At 71.9% G+C, this 16,266-nt stretch carries 15 protein-coding genes; 9 read left to right on the forward strand and 6 right to left on the reverse strand.

The window, feature by feature from the left end; genetic code table 11:
• Nucleotides 1–2: 2 nt before the first annotated feature.
• On the forward strand, nucleotides 3–992 hold the full coding sequence (locus NQU54_RS25240) for an ArsR/SmtB family transcription factor (RefSeq protein ID WP_257633118.1): 990 nt from the start codon (nucleotides 3–5) through the stop codon (nucleotides 990–992).
• Between the two features lie 21 nt (nucleotides 993–1,013).
• Here NQU54_RS25240 and NQU54_RS25245 read toward each other — a convergent pair whose 3' ends face one another.
• Together NQU54_RS25245 and NQU54_RS25250 are read right to left on the reverse strand one after the other, a co-directional pair.
• Nucleotides 1,014–1,307: an MTH1187 family thiamine-binding protein gene (locus NQU54_RS25245; protein WP_257633119.1), complete on the reverse strand. Its 294-nt coding sequence runs from the start codon at nucleotides 1,305–1,307 to the stop codon at nucleotides 1,014–1,016.
• On the reverse strand, nucleotides 1,304–1,648 hold the full coding sequence (locus tag NQU54_RS25250; protein WP_069866766.1) for a DUF3817 domain-containing protein: 345 nt from the start codon (nucleotides 1,646–1,648) through the stop codon (nucleotides 1,304–1,306). Before NQU54_RS25250 ends, NQU54_RS25245 begins: the two co-directional genes overlap by 4 nt.
• A gap of 172 nt (nucleotides 1,649–1,820) precedes the next feature.
• Between NQU54_RS25250 and NQU54_RS25255 the strand changes: the two genes are divergently transcribed.
• From NQU54_RS25255 to NQU54_RS25270, 4 genes are all read left to right on the forward strand, one after another.
• Entirely contained in the window at nucleotides 1,821–2,459 is a 639-nt protein-coding gene (locus NQU54_RS25255; RefSeq protein WP_257633120.1) for an AIM24 family protein, read from the forward strand.
• Between the two features lie 94 nt (nucleotides 2,460–2,553).
• Nucleotides 2,554–3,204 carry an AIM24 family protein gene (locus NQU54_RS25260; RefSeq protein ID WP_257633121.1) on the forward strand — a complete coding sequence of 217 codons (651 nt, stop codon included), beginning with the start codon at nucleotides 2,554–2,556 and terminating at the stop codon, nucleotides 3,202–3,204.
• Nucleotides 3,201–3,881 (forward strand): AIM24 family protein, encoded by a 681-nt coding sequence (locus NQU54_RS25265; RefSeq protein ID WP_257633122.1) that lies wholly within the window; start codon nucleotides 3,201–3,203, stop codon nucleotides 3,879–3,881. Before NQU54_RS25260 ends, NQU54_RS25265 begins: the two co-directional genes overlap by 4 nt.
• 94 nt (nucleotides 3,882–3,975) lie before the next feature.
• Nucleotides 3,976–4,452 (forward strand): MarR family winged helix-turn-helix transcriptional regulator, encoded by a 477-nt coding sequence (locus NQU54_RS25270; RefSeq protein ID WP_069866774.1) that lies wholly within the window; start codon nucleotides 3,976–3,978, stop codon nucleotides 4,450–4,452.
• Here the strand turns inward: NQU54_RS25270 and NQU54_RS25275 are convergent.
• Complete coding sequence (locus NQU54_RS25275) at nucleotides 4,449–5,843, reverse strand: sensor histidine kinase (protein ID WP_257633123.1); 1,395 nt, start codon at nucleotides 5,841–5,843, stop codon at nucleotides 4,449–4,451. The two genes, NQU54_RS25270 and NQU54_RS25275, sit on opposite strands and share 4 nt — an antisense overlap.
• Complete coding sequence (locus NQU54_RS25280; protein WP_257633124.1) at nucleotides 5,836–6,492, reverse strand: response regulator transcription factor; 657 nt, start codon at nucleotides 6,490–6,492, stop codon at nucleotides 5,836–5,838. Before NQU54_RS25280 ends, NQU54_RS25275 begins: the two co-directional genes overlap by 8 nt.
• Before the next feature lie 112 nt (nucleotides 6,493–6,604).
• On the opposite strand from NQU54_RS25280, the gene NQU54_RS25285 reads away from it, so the two are divergent.
• Nucleotides 6,605–7,189 (forward strand): PepSY domain-containing protein, encoded by a 585-nt coding sequence (locus tag NQU54_RS25285; RefSeq protein ID WP_257633125.1) that lies wholly within the window; start codon nucleotides 6,605–6,607, stop codon nucleotides 7,187–7,189.
• 324 nt (nucleotides 7,190–7,513) lie between these two features.
• On the opposite strand, the gene meaB is transcribed toward NQU54_RS25285, so the two are convergent.
• Nucleotides 7,514–8,473, reverse strand: coding sequence for a methylmalonyl Co-A mutase-associated GTPase MeaB (gene meaB / locus NQU54_RS25290; RefSeq protein ID WP_257633126.1), 960 nt, complete (start codon nucleotides 8,471–8,473; stop codon nucleotides 7,514–7,516).
• 83 nt (nucleotides 8,474–8,556) lie between these two features.
• A complete protein-coding gene (locus NQU54_RS25295) occupies nucleotides 8,557–9,735 on the reverse strand; it encodes an acetyl-CoA C-acetyltransferase (protein ID WP_069866784.1) in 1,179 nt (392 codons plus the stop codon).
• A 157-nt stretch (nucleotides 9,736–9,892) separates the two neighbouring features.
• On the opposite strand from NQU54_RS25295, the gene mce reads away from it, so the two are divergent.
• The 3 genes from mce to NQU54_RS25310 all read left to right on the forward strand — a co-directional run bounded on the left by mce (nucleotide 9,893) and on the right by NQU54_RS25310 (nucleotide 15,799).
• Nucleotides 9,893–10,345 (forward strand): methylmalonyl-CoA epimerase, encoded by a 453-nt coding sequence (gene mce, locus NQU54_RS25300; RefSeq protein WP_069866786.1) that lies wholly within the window; start codon nucleotides 9,893–9,895, stop codon nucleotides 10,343–10,345.
• 246 nt (nucleotides 10,346–10,591) lie between these two features.
• The gene (gene scy / locus NQU54_RS25305) at nucleotides 10,592–14,620 is read left to right on the forward strand and encodes a polarized growth protein Scy (protein ID WP_306279043.1); all 4,029 of its coding nucleotides are present in this window, start codon (nucleotides 10,592–10,594) and stop codon (nucleotides 14,618–14,620) included.
• Nucleotides 14,621–14,860: 240 nt separating this feature from the next.
• Nucleotides 14,861–15,799, forward strand: a complete 939-nt coding sequence (locus NQU54_RS25310; RefSeq protein ID WP_257633127.1) for a coiled-coil domain-containing protein — start codon at nucleotides 14,861–14,863, stop codon at nucleotides 15,797–15,799.
• The last annotated feature ends 467 nt before the right edge of the window (nucleotides 15,800–16,266 follow it).

Consider the following 16,266-nt stretch of genomic DNA (forward strand, 5'->3'; position numbering starts at 1 on the left):
CCATGCCACTGCATATGCAGTTCGGAGCAGACGACCTGCTGCGCTGCCGGTTCGCCATCTCGCCCCTGTGCCAGACGCACGAGGCGGTGCGCACCCTGCGCAGGACCGAGCGGCACGGCTACCACCTGCCGTGGCTGCGACGGGTGCGGGAGGCGGTGGCCGGGCTGGATCTGTCGGAGCTGTGGCTGCTGATGCCGGGGCGGGGCGGCTATACCCCGGACTTCCTGGGGCCGCCGCCGGACGTTCCGTACGCGCCGTTCGAGGACGAGCTGGCGCGGCTGCGGGCCACGGACCCCGCCGAGGCCCGCCGTGAGCTGGCCCTGTCGCTGGAGAGCGCCCCGGGGGCCGCCGACTCCCCGCGGGGCCGGGCGATGCTGGCCGATCCGGCGCGGGCCGTATCGCGGCTGGCGGATCTGACCGAACGGGCCTGGCACGCCCTGGTCGCACCGGACTGGCCCCGGCTGAGGGCCCTGCTGGAGGCCGATATCGCCTATCGCTCACGGCAGCTGGCCGACGGCGGTCTGGAGCGGCTGTTCGCGGATCTGCGGCCGGCGCTGCGCTGGGCCGACGGCACGCTCACCATCCGTACGTCCGTGGTGCCCGCCCGGACCCAGGACCTCGACGGGCGGGGGGTGCTGCTGATGCCCAGCGTCTTCGTCTGGCCGGATGTGGTGAGCGGCTTCGCCCCGCCGTGGCAGCCCACGGTGATCTATCCGGCGCGCGGGGTCGGCGGGCTGTGGCGGGAGCCGGACGCGCTCGCGGCGGACGCGCTCGTACGGCTCCTGGGGGCGAGCCGGGCCGCGATCCTCTCCGGTCTGGAGGAGCCCGCGTCCACCACCGCCCTGGCCGCCCGCCACCGTCTGGCGCCCTCGTCGGTCTCGGCGCATCTGGCGGTGCTGCGCGCGGCCGGGCTGCTCAGCTCACGGCGCCAGGGCCACCAGGTGCTGTACGAGCGCACACCGCTGGGCATGGCGCTGGTGGGCGGGGGCTGAGGGCCCCGCCCACCCGAGGATTCACGCGGAAAGGTGACGCTCGACCGTCTCGACCTTGGAGGTCAGACCGTCCGTGACACCGGGACGGATATCGGCCTTGAGGACCACCGAGACCCGCGGCGCCCGCGCCTCCACCGCCGAGACGGCGCGCTTGACGACGTCCATGACCTCGTCCCACTCGCCCTCGACCGAGGTGAACATCGCGTCCGTACGGTTGGGCAGCCCCGACTCCCGGACCACCCGCACCGCGTCGGCGACGTACTCCCCCACGTCCTCGCCGACGCCGAGCGGCGTCACCGAAAAGGCGACGATCATGCGTTGACCACGCCCTCCTTACGGGCGCGGGCCGCGATCACATCGGCCTCGGCCTCCCGCTTGAGCTTGCGCTCGGCGAAGAAGCCGCCGGTGGGCAGGACGGAGAGGACGAAGTACAGGGCCGCGGTCTGCCACTTCCACTTGGTGCGGTTCCAGGCGTCCGCCCAGAAGACCAGGTAGAGGATGAAGAGCACGCCGTGCACCATGCCCATCACCGGCACCGCGTTGAAGTCCGTGGTGCGCTTGAGCACCGAGCAGATGAGCAGCAGCAGGAACGACACGGCCTCGGGCGCGGAGACCAGGCGGAGCCGGCGCAGCGCGGTGGCGGTCTTGAAGTCCACGAGAGCACCTTCGGGTGAAGAGAAGGAACGTTAGGGCACAGCCCGGCTTGTGAACCAATGCACAAGCCTGCGCCCATTGTCGCAGCATCGCGGGCGATCAACGTCCGGGGGGGCACCCCCACGCCCCGGCGCTCCCTGTCCGCCGACGTCAGAGACCGCTACCGTCGGCTCCGTGGCTCAGTTCCGGCTCCAGGGAAGCAGGGTGCTCGCGGTCGATCTGACCGGCGACTCCGTAAAGGCCAAGAACGGCGCGATGGTCGCCTACGAGGGGGAGATGACCTTCAAGAAGAAGACCGGCGGCGGAGAGGGGCTGCGCGGGATGGTGACCCGGCGGCTCACCGGTGAGCAGATGGCGGTCATGGAGGTGAAGGGGCACGGCACGTGCTACTTCGCCGACCGGGCCAGCGAGATCAATCTGGTGTCGCTGAACGGCGAGAAGCTCTATGTGGAGGTCGGCAATCTGCTGTGCACGGACTCCGCGCTGCGCACCGGCACCTCCTTCACCGGGCTGCGCGGCTCCTCACAGGGCAACGGCCTGTTCACCACGACCGTCGAGGGCACCGGCCAGGCCGCGCTCGTCTCCTTGGGCACGGCGGTCGTCCTGCGCGTCACCCCGCAGACCCCGCTCCAGGTCGACCCTGGCGCGTACATCGCCCACACCGGCGGCCTCGAACAGCACTTCCAGGCGGGGGTGAACTTCCGCGCGCTCATAGGCGAGAGCGGCGGGGAGTCCTTCCAGATCCGCTTCGAGGGGGACGGACTGGTGTACGTCCAGCCCAGTGAGCGCAACACGATCGGAGGTGAGGTGTGAGCGACGTGCGCGCGGCCGCCGGGCCGCAGACGACGGCGAAACCCGCACCTCTGCGCCGCGCGGGCGGAGAAGCGAACGAAATGGGGCGAGCCTGATGGCGTTCAAGATCCTCACCTCACGGATGGTCGAGGCCCAGGTGTTCCCCGGGCAGACCCTGTTCAGCCAGCGCGGCGCGATGCTCGCCTACCGCGGGGAGGTGCGGTTCACGCCCAGCATCACCGGCGGACAGCGCGGGGTGATGGGGATGATCGGGCGGCGGGTGGCCGACGAGGACACCCCGCTGATGACCGTCGAGGGCCAGGGCACGGTGATGTTCGGGCACGGCGGCCACCACGTCCATGTGATCGACCTGGCCGGCGACACCCTCTACGTGGAGTCCGACCGGCTGCTGGCCTTCGACGGCTCGCTGCGCCAGGGCACGATGTTCATGGGCTCCCAGGGTGGGGTGATGGGCATGGTGCGCGGCCAGGTCACCGGGCAGGGGCTGTTCACCACCACCCTGGAGGGGCACGGCTCCGCGGCGGTCATGGCGCACGGCGGGGTGCTGGAGCTGCCGATCGGCCCGGGACGTCCGGTGCATGTCGATCCGCAAGCCTATGTCGCCCACCGGGGTGATGTTCGCAATAAGCTCTCGACGGCGATCGGCTGGCGCGAAATGGTGGGCCGCGGCTCGGGGGAGGCGTTCCAACTGGAGCTGTCCGGCACCGGCATGGTCTATGTCCAGGCATCGGAGGAGAAGCTGTGAACGGCCCCGTGGTCCATGACGCCTGGACGCTGCCCGTCGACGACAACATCAATTCGTACGCCTTCAGCGTGGATCTGAACGGTCAGTGGTTTCTGCAAAGGGGGAAGATGGTCGCCTACTACGGGCAGATCGACTTCCAGGGCGTCGGGCTCGGCCACCTCGACCACCTCATCGCGCACAGCTTCCACTCCCCGCTGCACGCCGCGGAGTGGGTGGTGGCCGAGGGCCGGGGCAAGATGGTGCTCGCGGACCGCGCCTTCGACGTCAACTCCTATGACCTGGACGACGGCAACCTCTCCATCCGGTCCGGCAATCTGCTGGCCTTCCAGCCCTCGCTGTCGCTGAAGCAGTCCATCGTCCCGGGCTTCCTCACCCTCATCGGCACCGGGAAGTTCGTGGCCGCCTCCAATGGGCCGGTGGTCTTCATGGAGCCGCCGATCCGGGTGGATCCCCAGGCGCTGGTGGGCTGGGCGGACTGCCCGACGCCGTGCCACCACTACGACCACGCGTATCTGCGCGGCTTCCTCGGGGGCATCAGGGCGCACACGGGCATCGGGGGCGCTTCGGGTGAGGAGCACCAATTCGAGTTCGTGGGCGCGGGAACCGTACTGCTCCAGTCCACGGAGGAGGTCGTGGCCGAGATATCGGTCGGCGAGACAGGGGGTACCGGTTCGTGAGCGCGAAGGTGCGGAGTGTAACGTCGAACAGGTGACCTCTAGCCCGATACATCCATTGGTTCGGAATTCAACTTCTATAGGTAGAATACATCCCATGGAGACCGAGAACGGCGCGCGCTGGCTCAGCGAAGAGGAACAGCGCGCCTGGCGCACCCACCTGGACGTCAGCCGGCTGCTGACCTACCAGCTCGAAAAGGACCTCCAGCCGTTCGGCCTGACCATGAACGACTACGAGATCCTGGTCAACCTCTCGGAGTCGGAGGACCGCCGGATGCGGATGAGCGATCTCGCGTCCGCGACCTTGCAGTCCAAGAGCCGGCTGTCGCACCAGATCACCCGGATGGAGAACGCCGGTCTGGTCCGCCGCGAGAACTGCGAATCCGACCGGCGGGGGCTGTACGCCGTGCTGACCGAGCTCGGCTGGGACACCATGCGCAAGGTCGCACCCCACCATGTGGCCTCCGTGCGCAGGCACTTCATCGATCTGCTCACGCCGGAGGACCTCAAGGCGCTGTACGGATCGCTGGTGCCCGTCGCGGACCATCTGCGCACCCAGCGGGGCCGGGTCTAGCCCGTCGGCAGCCGCAGCTCGAACAGGGCGCCGCCCTCGGGTGCCGCCCGTACGGCCAGCGTGCCGCCGTGGCGCACCGCCACGTCCCGCGCGATGGCGAGGCCGAGCCCGGCCCCGCCATCGTCGCGGCTGCGGGCGTCGTCGAGCCGTACGAACCGCTCGAAGATCCGCTCCCGCTCGCCCTCCGGCACCCCCGCACCGTCGTCCGCGACCTCCAGCACGGCCCACCGGCCCTCGGCGCGCACCACCACCCGCACCCAGCCCCCGGCGTGCCGCTGAGCGTTGTCCACCAGATTGCCCAGCACCCGGGCCAGCTGCCCGCGCGAGCCCGGCACCGCCACCGGCGCCACCTCCGTACGCACCGGCACCCGGTCCCCCAGCCGCTGGGCCAGCTCCTCGCGCACCAAGGCGTCCAGCGCCACCGGAGTCCCGCTCGAGGGCCGCTCCCCCGCGTCCAGCCGGGCCAGCAGCAGCAGATCGGCAGAGAGGCGCTGGAGCCGCACCACGTCCTCCACCGCGCCGTCCAGGTCCAGCAGCTCCGGATGGGCGGCGCCCACCTCCAGCTGCGTACGGAGCGAGGCCACCGGGGAGCGCAGCTCATGCGAGGCGTCGGCCACAAAGGCCCGCTGCCGCTCCACGGACGCCTCCAGCGCCGCGAGCGTCTCGTTGGTGGTCCGGGCCAGCCGCGCCACCTCGTCGTACGACCCCGGCACGGGCACCCGCCGGGACAGGTCCGTACTCGCCGTGATGGTGGCCATCTCCCGCCGGATGCCCTCCACCGGCCGCAGCGCGCGCCGGGTCACCAGCCAGGTCACGGCGGCCACGACCACCAGCAGCAGCGGCAGCCCGAGCAGCATCGCGTTCCGCACCGTGGTCACCGCGCCGCGCTCGGTGGCCAGCGGGGCGCCCGCGTAGACGGTGACGTCGTCGCCCCATCGGTCGGTGGCCTCCACGGCCGCCCAGACGTAGTCGCCGGTCTCCCCGTCGACACGGGCGGAACCGTCGCGGTACTCCTCCTCGGAGGAGACCCGCCCCGCACCGTCGTCATCGTCCTTGTCGTCGTCCTCACCGCCCGCCACGGGCGTCACGGACGCGCTCCCGGTGCCCGTCACTGCCTCCAGATCCTCACTGACCGCCCGCACCCGGCCGTCCTCGTCCACCACCTGCACCGGGATGTCCTCGTCCAGCTTCAGCGCCCCGTAGCCCGCCCCGGCCGCGATCTTCGACGCGACCTCCCGCGCGTCCACCAGGGCCTTCAGCCGCGCCTGGTCCCCCAGATCGGCGCGCAGCACCTGCAACACCGCGATCCCCGCCGCCACCAGGGCCACCGCCACCACCAGGGTCGCCCCGAGCGCCGCCCGCGACCGTACCGAACCGAAGACCTTACGCACGGAGCCGGTACCCCGCTCCCCGCACGGTCTCGATGAGCCCCGCACCCAACTTGCGGCGCAGGGCGCTCACATACACCTCGACGATGTTGGGGTCGCCGTCGTAGGCGAAGTCCCACACATGCTCCAGGATGTCCGCCTTGGAGACGACGTCCCCCGCCCTCGTCGCCAACTGCTCCAGCACGGAGAACTCCTTGGCGGTCAGCGCCACCTCCCGCCCGTCCCGCTCCACCCGGCGCGCACCCCGGTCCACCGTCAGCGCCCCCACCCGCACCACGGGCGACGCCCCGGAGCCACGCCGCCGCAACAGCGCGCGTACGCGCGCCACGAGCACCACATACGAGAACGGCTTGGTCAGATAGTCATCGGCGCCCGTGTCGAGCCCCTCCGCCTCGTCGTACTCGCCGTCCTTGGCGGTGAGCATGAGGATCGGCACCTCACTGCCCATCGCCCGCAGCGCCCCACACACGCGATAGCCGTTCAGCCCCGGAAGCATGATGTCGAGGACGACGAGGTCGTACGTGCCCTCCTGCGCCCGGTGCAGCCCCTCCCGGCCGTCGTGCACCACATCGACGGCGAACCCCTCCGCCCGCAACCCCTTGGCCAGCGACAGGGCCAGCCGCCGCTCGTCCTCCACAATCAGCAAACGCATGCGAACAGGGTCCCAAAACCCACCTGAAGATCCCTTCAGGTGTCTTCAGGTGGCCTTCAGCATCGATCGGCCATGGTGGTTCTCGTCCACATACGAATGGGGAGGAACCCACATGAAGCGCATCGTCATCGCATCCGTCGCCGCGGCCGCGCTGCTCACCGGCGGTACGGCCTTCGCCGTGGCGGGCGGCGGGAACGACGGCGCACAGTCGACGTCCACCGCCACCCAGACGACCGACGCACCCGCCCCGACCACAACCCGCGCGTCCCTGTCCGACGTCGCCCACGCCGCCCTGAAGGCGGTCCCGGGCACGCTGGACTCCATCGACCGGGAACACGGCCGCTGGGAGGCGGACGTCCTGGGCAAGGACGGCAAGTGGCACGAGGTCACGCTGGACGCGTCGAACGCCAAGGTGATCGGCCAGCACATCGACAGGGACACCGACGCCGAGGACTCGGCCGAGGCCAGGGCCCTGCGGAACGCCGATGTCTCGGCCATCGAGGCGGCCCGCAAGGCCGCGTCCAGGGGCACGGTGACCTCCGTGGAATTCGACGACGACCGCACCCCGGCGTGGGAGGTCGAGACCGTGAAGAACCACAAGGAGCGCGACCTGAACGTAGACGCCCACTCGGGCAAGGTCACCCAGGCCCCGGCCGACGACCACGACGGCGACGACGACCACGGCGACGACGACTAGGGAGAGCCGCCGACGAGACGGGAGGGGGCGGGGTCGGAGGGGTGGGGTCCTGGACGCTCGGGGTTCCCCATGCCGAAGGCCAGGGGCGTATTTGTGGCGCTTATCTCCGGCCAACGCAACGCTCATCGTTCGTCGGCGCCGTAAATATACGGTCCAGGGCCCCGCCCCGGAGGCCCCGCCCCCGCACCCGTAACGAACCCGGGCGCACCCGAAACGCACCCGCACCAAGCAAACCCCGGCGCACCCGAAACGAACCCCGGCGCACCCAGAACACACCCGCACCAAGCAAACCTCAGCACCCGAAACGAACCTGCCACGCCCCCGCTACCGCTGCTCCGTAACCCCCGCCACCAGCTCGTCCGCCGCCGCATACGGATCCAGCTCACCCGCGACGACCCGCTCCGCGAGCACGCCCAACCGCCGGTCCCCGTGCAGATCCCCGATCCGCTCCCGCAGCGCCGTCACCGCGATCGTCTCGACCTCGCCCGCCGCCCGCCGCAGCCGCCGCTCCGCGAGCACCCCGTGCTCCTCCATCCACGCACGGTGCTTCTCCAGCGCCTCGACGACCTCCTCGATCCCCTCGCCGCGCGCGGCCACGGTCTTCACGATGGGCGGCCGCCAGTCCCCCGGCGCCCGCGCCTCGCCCAGGCCCAGCATGTGGTTGAGCTCGCGGGCGGTGGCGTCGGCGCCCTCCCGGTCGGCCTTGTTGACCACGTACACATCGCCGATCTCCAGGATCCCGGCCTTGGCCGCCTGGATCCCGTCGCCCATCCCCGGCGCGAGCAACAGCACACTCGTATCGGCCTGGGCCGCGATCTCGACCTCGGACTGACCGACGCCCACCGTCTCCACCAGCACCACATCGCAGCCCGCCGCGTCCAGCACCCGGATGGCCTGCGGGGCGGCCCAGGCGAGCCCGCCGAGGTGGCCGCGCGTGGCCATGGAGCGGATGTAGACGCCGGGGTCGGAGGCGTGCTCCGACATCCGTACGCGGTCACCGAGGAGCGCCCCGCCGGAGAACGGCGAGGAGGGGTCGACGGCGAGCACGCCCACCCGCTTGCCCGCCCGCCGGTAGGCGGAGACGAGCGCGGAGGTCGAGGTGGACTTGCCGACGCCCGGCGAGCCGGTCACCCCCACCACATACGCGCCCCCGGCCAGCGGAGCGAGCGCGGCCATCACCTCGCGCAGCTGCGGCGAGGCGCCCTCGACCAGCGAGATGAGCCGGGCGACCGCACGCGGCCGCCCGTGCCGCGCCTGCTCCACCAGCGTGGGCACATCAGCCATGAGTGCCGTACTCCTTATCGCTCGACCACAAACGCTCGACCACAACGGAAACCAGGCCCCGTGAACAACGAGGAGCGGACCGCCTACTCCCCGGCCGGCACCCGAAGAATCAGCGCGTCCCCCTGCCCACCGCCGCCGCACAGCGCCGCCGCCCCGGTCCCACCACCACGCCGCCGCAGCTCAAGCGCCAGATGCAGCGCGATCCGCGCACCGGACATCCCGATGGGGTGGCCGAGGGCGATCGCGCCCCCATTCACGTTCACCTTTTCGGGGGAAACACCCAGGTCTTTCATTGACTGCACGGCGACCGCGGCGAACGCCTCGTTGATCTCGATGAGATCGAGGTCGTCCACCGTCAGCCCCTCCTTGCCCAGGGCGTGCGCGATCGCGTTGGACGGCTGCGACTGGAGCGAGTTGTCGGGTCCCGCCACATTTCCGTGGGCGCCGATCTCGGCGATCCACTCCAGACCCAGCTCCTCGGCCTTGGCCTTGCTCATCACGACGACCGCGGCGGCACCGTCGGAGATCTGCGAAGACGTGCCGGCGGTGATCGTCCCGTCCTTGGTGAACGCGGGCTTCAGCCGGGCCAGCAGCTCCGCGGTGGTCTCGCCGCGGATGCCCTCGTCCTTGTCGAAGACCACCGGCTCGCCCTTGCGCTGCGGGATCTCCACGGGAGTGATCTCGGCGTCGAAGAGGCCGTTCTTCTGGGCGGCCGCGGCCCGCTGGTGGGACTGGGCGGCGAACTCGTCCTGCTCGGGACGCTGGATGCCCAGCCGGGTGTTGTGCTTCTCGGTGGACTCGCCCATGGCGATGGACTCGAAGGCGTCGGTCAGCCCGTCGTGCGCCATCGCGTCGATCATCTCGACCGCGCCGTACTTGTAGCCCTCACGGGACTTGGGCAGCAGATGCGGGGCGTTGGTCATGGACTCCTGCCCGCCCGCGACCACGATGTCGAACTCACCCGCACGGATCAGCTGGTCGGCCAGGGCGATCGCGTCCAGCCCGGAGAGGCAGACCTTGTTGATCGTGAGGGCGGGCACACTCATCGGGATTCCGGCCTTGACCGCCGCCTGCCGGGCCGGGATCTGGCCGGTGCCCGCCTGGAGCACCTGGCCCATGATGACGTACTGCACCTGGTCCGCTCCGACCCCGGCCCGCTCCAGCGCGGCCTTGATCGCGATCCCGCCCAGATCGGCGCCTGAGAACGAGCGCAGGCTGCCGAGCAGCCGTCCCATGGGCGTACGGGCGCCCGCCACCATCACAGAGGTCGTACGAGTCATTGGAGCGTCCCTTCAGGAGAAGAAGAGAAGTTAACGAGGGTTATCGTCAATGTACTGACGAGTACCCGCTCGGTCACCGGCCCATCAGTGTGATCGCGCGCACGTTGCGTAACCGGGCGTGCGGCTGTGCACTGTTCCCATGCTGACGAGAATCGACCACATCGGGATCGCCTGTTCCGACCTCGACAAGACCGTCGAGTTCTACCGTGCCACGTACGGCTTCGAGGTGTTCCACTCCGAGATCAACGAGGAGCAGGGCGTCCGCGAGGCCATGCTCAAGATCAATGAGACCTCCGACGGCGGGGCCTCGTACCTCCAGCTCCTGGAGCCGATCCGGGAGGACTCCGCGGTCGGCAAGTGGATGGCCAAGAACGGTGAGGGCGTCCACCACATCGCCTTCGGCACCGCCGACGTCGACACCGACTCGGAGGCCATCCGCGACAAGGGCGTCCGGGTCCTCTACGAACAGCCCCGCCGCGGCTCGATGGACTCCCGGATCACCTTCCTCCACCCCAAGGACTGTCACGGTGTGCTGACCGAGCTCGTCACCGCCGCGAACCCCGCCGCTCACAAGGGCGAAGAGGATCACTGAAGCGGACCACTGACCTACCCCTTCCCCGGCCGGTAGAGTGCAGCATCGGCCGGGGTACGGAATCGGAAAGGGATCGGGTCCGGCCCGGGCCACGCCGATGATCTGACACCATTTCTTCGGAAGGGCCAGCTCCGGTCCGACCCGGCACGCACCTCGCCAGGGTCGGTACCGCAAGGGAACCGTCGAGGAACCCCGGGACACCGCAAGGGACCACGGGGGCCGCGATGGAGACGGAGCCGGCCGCCAATGCGACCAGGGGACGGATGGGACCGCGCAGTGCGGGGCTACGACCGCTACGAGCCTGACGATCAGCTCTCGAAGTTCGAGGCCGAGATGGAGCGGCTGAAGACCGAGCGGGAGAAGGCCGTCCAGCACGCCGACGACCTCGGCTACCAAGTCGAGGTGCTGCGCGCCAAGCTGCATGAGGCGCGCCGTAATCTGGCGGCCCGCCCCGCCTACGACAGCGCCAACGTCGGCTACCAGGCTGAGCAGTTGCTGCGGGACGCGCAGATCCAGGCGGACCAACTGCGCGCCAACGCCGAGCGGGAGCTGCGCGACACCCGGGCCCAGACCCAGCGGCTGCTCCAGGAGCAGGCCGAGCGGCAGGCCCGGCTCGAGGCCGAGTTGCACGCCGAGGCCGTGGCCCGCCGCCAGCGGCTGGACCAGGAGCTGGCCGAGCGCCGCGCCACCGTCGAGTCGCACGTCAACGAGAACGTGGCCTGGGCCGAGCAACTGCGGGCCCGTACCGAGGCGCAGGCCCGCCGGCTCATGGACGAGTCCCGCACGGAGGCCGAGCACGCCCTGGCCGAGGCCCGCGCCGAGGCCCAGCGGATGACCGAACAGGCCCGTCAGCGGCTGGGTTCGGAGGCGGAGGCGGCCCGCGCCGAGGCCGAGGCGATTCTGCGCCGGGCCCGCACCGACGCCGAGCGGCTGCTGACCAACGCGGGCGCGCAGGCCCAGGAGGCCACCGACCACGCCGAGCAGCTGCGCACCTCCACCGCCAGCGAGGCGGACCAGGCCCGCCGTGCCGCGGCCGAGCAGACCCGCGCCGCCGAGCAGCGGATGCACGAGGCCGAGCAGGCGCTGCGCGAGGCGCGCAGCGAGGCCGAGAAGGTGGTCGCCGAGGCCAAGGACGCGGCGGCCAAGCGGCTCTCCGCCGCCGAGTCGGACAACGAGCAGCGCACCCGTACCGCCAAGGCGGAGGTCGCCCGGCTGGTCGGCGAGGCCACCAAGGAGGCCGAGCGGCTGCGGGCCGAGGCCGAGCAACTGCGGGACGACGCCCGCGCCGAGGCCGAGCGGATGGTCACCGAGGCGGGCGACGACGCCCGCGCCAGGGCGGCCGAGGACTCGGCGGCCCAGCTGGCCAAGGCGGCCCGGAGCGCCGAGGAGGTGCTCACCCGCGCCTCGGAGAAGGCGCAGGCCACCACCAAAGCGGCCACCGACGACGCCGAGCGGATCCGGCGCGAGGCCGAGGAAGAGGCCGACCGGCTGCGGGCCGAGGCGCATGACACCGCCGAGCAGCTCAAGGGCGCGGCGAAGGACGACACCAAGGACTACCGCGCCAAGACCGTCGAGCTCCAGGAGGAGGCCCGGCGGCTGCGCGGCGAGGCCGAGCAGCTGCGGTCGGAGGCGGTCGCCGAGGGCGAGCGGGTCCGCGCCGAGGCGCGCCGCGAGGCGGTCCAGCAGATCGAGGAGGCGGCCAGCACCGCCGAGGACCTGCTGACCAAGGCGAAGGCCGACGCCGAGGAGACCCGCTCGGGCGCCACCGCCGAGAGCGAGCGGGTACGCACCGAGGCCATCGAGCGGGCCAACGCGCTGCGCCGGCAGGCCGATGAGCTGCTCAAGCGGGCCCGCGGCGAGGCCGACGAGCTCGTGACCTCGGCCGAGGAGCAGGCCGAGCGGGTCAAGTCGGAGGCGTCCACCGCGGCCGAGGAGCTGCGCGAGGAGGCCGAGCGGGCCGCCGAGGACCGCCGCGCCGAGGCCGAGACCGAGCTCAACCGGCTGCACCAGGAGGCCGAGCAGCGGCTCTCCTCGGCCGACCAGACGCAGCGGGACGCCCGCGAAGAGGCGGAGCGGCTGCGCAAGGAGACCGCCGAGGAGATCGAGCGGCAGCGCACGGAGTCCGCCGAGCGGCTGAACGCGCTGCGGCAGCAGGCCGAGGAGGAGGCCGCCCGGCTGCGCGACGAGGCCGCAGCGGACGCCTCGAACGCGCGCGCCGAGGGCGAGTCGGTGGCCGTACGGCTGCGCGGCGAGGCCGCCGCGGAGGCCGAGCGGCTGCGCTCCGAGGCCCAGGAGACCGCCGACCGGGTGCGGGCGGAGGCGGCGAGCGCCGCCGAGCGCATCGGCACCGAGGCCGCGGAGGCCCTGGCCGCCGCCCAGGAGGAGGCGGCCCGCCGCCGCCGCGAGGCCGAGGAACTGCTCGCCGACGCCCGCGAGGAGGCGCAGGCGGAGCGGACGGCGGCGCGCGAGCAGAGCGAGGAGCTGCTGGCCGCCGCCCGGAACCGGGTCTCCGAGGCGCAGGCGGAGGCGCAGCGGCTGGTCGAGGAGGCCGAGCAGCGCTCGGCCGACCTGGTGGCCGCCGCCGAGCAGACCGCCCAGCAGGTGCGGGACGCGGTCGCGGGGCTGCACGAGCAGGCCGAGCAGGAGATCACGGCGCTGCGCACCTCCGCGGAGCACGCCGCGGAGCGGGTGCGCGAAGAGGCGCAGGGCGAGGCCGACCGGGTCCGCGCGGACGCCTACGCGGAGCGGGAGCGCGCCTCGCAGGACGCCACGCGGGTGCGGCGGGAGGCCCAGGAGGAGTCCGAGGCCGCCAAGTCGCTCGCGGAGCGCACGGTCGCGGAGGCGATCACCGAGTCGGAGCGACTGACCGAGCAGGCCCGCGAGGAGGCGGGCAGGCGCCGCGCCGACGCGGCCGAGCAGGCCGACCGGCTGGTCAACGAGGCCACCCACGAGGCCGAGCGGCTGCGCGCCGAGGCCAACGAGACGCTCGACGACGCGCGCCGCTCGGCCAACAAGACCCGTGCCGAGGCCGCCGAACAGGCCGATACGCTCATCACCGGCGCCACCGAGGAGGCGCAGCGGCTGGTCTCGGAGGCCACCACGCGGGCGCAGGCGCTGCGTACGGAGGCGTCCGACGCACGGGCCACCGCCGAGCAGGACGCGGCCCGCACCCGGGCCCAGGCCCGCGGCGACGCCAACAACATCCGTTCGGAGGCCGCCGAGCAGGCGGACCGGCTGGTCAACGAGGCCCGGAACGAGGCCGAGCGGCTGCATGCGGAGGCCAGTGCCGAGGCCGAGCGGATGCGCAACGAGGCCGCGGAGACCGTCGGTTCGGCACAGCAGCACGCGGCACGCACCCGCGCCGAGGCCGAGCGGGTCGAGGCCCGTGCGGCGGCCGAGGCGGAGCGGCTGCGCAACGAGGCGCAGGCCGAGGCCGACCGCCTGATCGACAAGGCGCGCGAGGACGCCAACAAGCGGCGCTCCGACGCCGCCGAACAGGCCGACCGGCTGGTCACCGAGTCCTCCGCGGAGGCCGAGCGGCTCACCTCCGAGGCCCGGGAAGCCGCGCTGCGCACGGCGACCGCAGCCGAGGAACAGGCGGACACCATGGTGGGCATGGCCCGCCATGAGGCGGACCGGCTGGTCTCCGAGGCCACGGCCGAGTCCAACGCCATGGTGGAGAAGGCCCGTACGGACTCCGACACCATGCTGAGCGAGGCCCGGGGCGACGCCACGGCCATCCGGGAGCGCGCCGAGGAGCTGCGCACCCGTACCGAGGCCGAGGTCGAGGAGCTGCACCAGCGGGCCCGCCGGGAGTCCGCGGAGCAGATGAAGGCCACGGGCGAGCGCGTCGACAAGCTGGTCGCGGCGGCCACCGCACAGCTGATGAAGGCCGAGGAGAAGGCCAAGTCGCTGGTCGCGGAGGCGGAGAGCGAAGCGAGCCGGGTGCGGATCGCGGCGGTGAAGAAGGCCGAGGGTCTGCTGAAGGAAGCCGAGCAGAAGAAGTCCGAGACCGAGCGGGAAGCGGACCGGCTGCGGGCCCGCGCCACGGACGAGGCCAAGCAGATCGTGGACGAGGGCAAGCGCGAGCTGGAATTGCTCAAGCGCCGCCGCGAGGACATCAACGCGGAGATCTCCCGTGTCCAGGACGTCCTCGAGGCGTTGGAATCCTTCGAAACCCCCGGATCAGGCGGCTCGGGCGGCAAGGAGAACGGTGGAGTCAAGACGGCGGCGGGCGCGGGTGCGACGAGGAGTGGAAAGCGGTCGGAAGGGTAGCCGTACGCGGGGGACCAACCCCGACCGTGCACATCCGCGTCGGTCTCACGTAAGTCTCGCGTCGGTCCGCGTCCATCACTGCATGTCCGTATCATCCCGACGAGTGACGAGGTCTCCGTCTTACTGCCACTCAAAAGGCTGGACATAATGCAGATCAAACAGACGTTGACTCGATGACACGCCGTTCGGCCCCCTAGGATTCCCTCTATCACCTCACCGGTCTCTTTCGACAGGAACCCCATGAGCGACACTTCCTCCCCCTTCGGCTTCGAGCTCGTGCGGCGTGGGTACGACCGCGGTCAGGTGGACGACCGCATTTCCAAGCTCGTCGCCGATCGTGACAGTGCACTGGCCCGTATCACCTCTCTGGAAAAGCGCATCGAGGAGCTGCACCTCGAGACGCAGAACGCTCAGGCCCAGATCAACGATTCGGAGCCGTCCTACGCGGGGCTCGGCGCCCGGGTCGAGAAGATCCTCCGTCTCGCCGAGGAAGAGGCGAAGGATCTGCGCGAGGAGGCTCGCCGCGCCGCCGAACAGCACCGTGAGCTGGCCGAGTCGGCCGCCCAGCAGGTTCGCAACGACGCCGAGTCGTTCGCCGCCGAGCGCAAGGCCAAGGCCGAGGACGAGGGCGCGCGGATCGTCGAGAAGGCGAAGGGCGAGGCGGCCACGCTGCGCCAGGAGGCACAGAAGGACGCCCAGTCCAAGCGCGAGGAGGCGGACTCCCTCTTCGAGGAGACCCGCGCCAAGGCCGCGCAGGCCGCCGCCGACTTCGAGACCAACCTCGCCAAGCGCCGCGAGCAGTCCGAGCGCGACCTGGCCTCGCGTCAGGCCAAGGCCGAGAAGCGGCTCGCGGAGATCGAGCACCGCGCCGAGCAGCTCCGCCTCGAGGCCGAGAAGCTGCGCACCGACGCCGAGCGCCGCGCCCGCCAGACGGTGGAGACCGCACAGCGCCAGGCCGAGGACATCGTGGCCGACGCCAACGCCAAGGCCGACCGGATCCGCAGCGAATCCGAGCGCGAGCTCGCGGCCCTCACCAACCGCCGCGACAGCATCAACGCCCAGCTGACCAACGTCCGCGAGATGCTGGCCACGCTGACCGGTGCGGCGGTCGCCGCGGCCGGTGCCCCGGGCGAGGACGAGGCGGTCACCCGCGGCGTCCCGGCCCAGCAGTCCCGGTGACCGACGGTCACAACAGAGCGCACGATGCCCCGCGCCGCGAACCGCGGCGCGGGGCACGCGCACATCCGGCCCCGGGCCGGCTGAAACCATCCGCATCCAGCCCCTCCGGCGCTTGAGAAGCGGGGCCCAGCGGGGCCGGGCCGAGTCCGGACTACCCCCTACCGGCGCGCCGGGGGCGGAGCACCCGCACAGGGCCCGCGCGGGGTCCGGACTACCCAGCCCCTCCGGCGCTTGAGGAGCGGGGGCCCGAGGGCAGAGCCCCCGCAACGGACCCGAGCGGAGTCCGGACCACCAGCCCCCTACCAGCGATTGAGGAGCCCGAGGCCCGGCAGCGGAACCCCCGCACAGGGGCAGGGCCGAGTCCGGACCATCCAGCCCTACCGGCCAAGACACCGACATCCCAGCCCCTCCGGCGCTTGAGGAGCGGAGGCCCGAGGGCAGAGCCCCCGGCGGGGCCGGGCGGGGCC

The sequence above is a fragment of the Streptomyces malaysiensis subsp. samsunensis genome (assembly GCF_024519315.1).
GTDB lineage: Bacteria > Actinomycetota > Actinomycetes > Streptomycetales > Streptomycetaceae > Streptomyces > Streptomyces malaysiensis.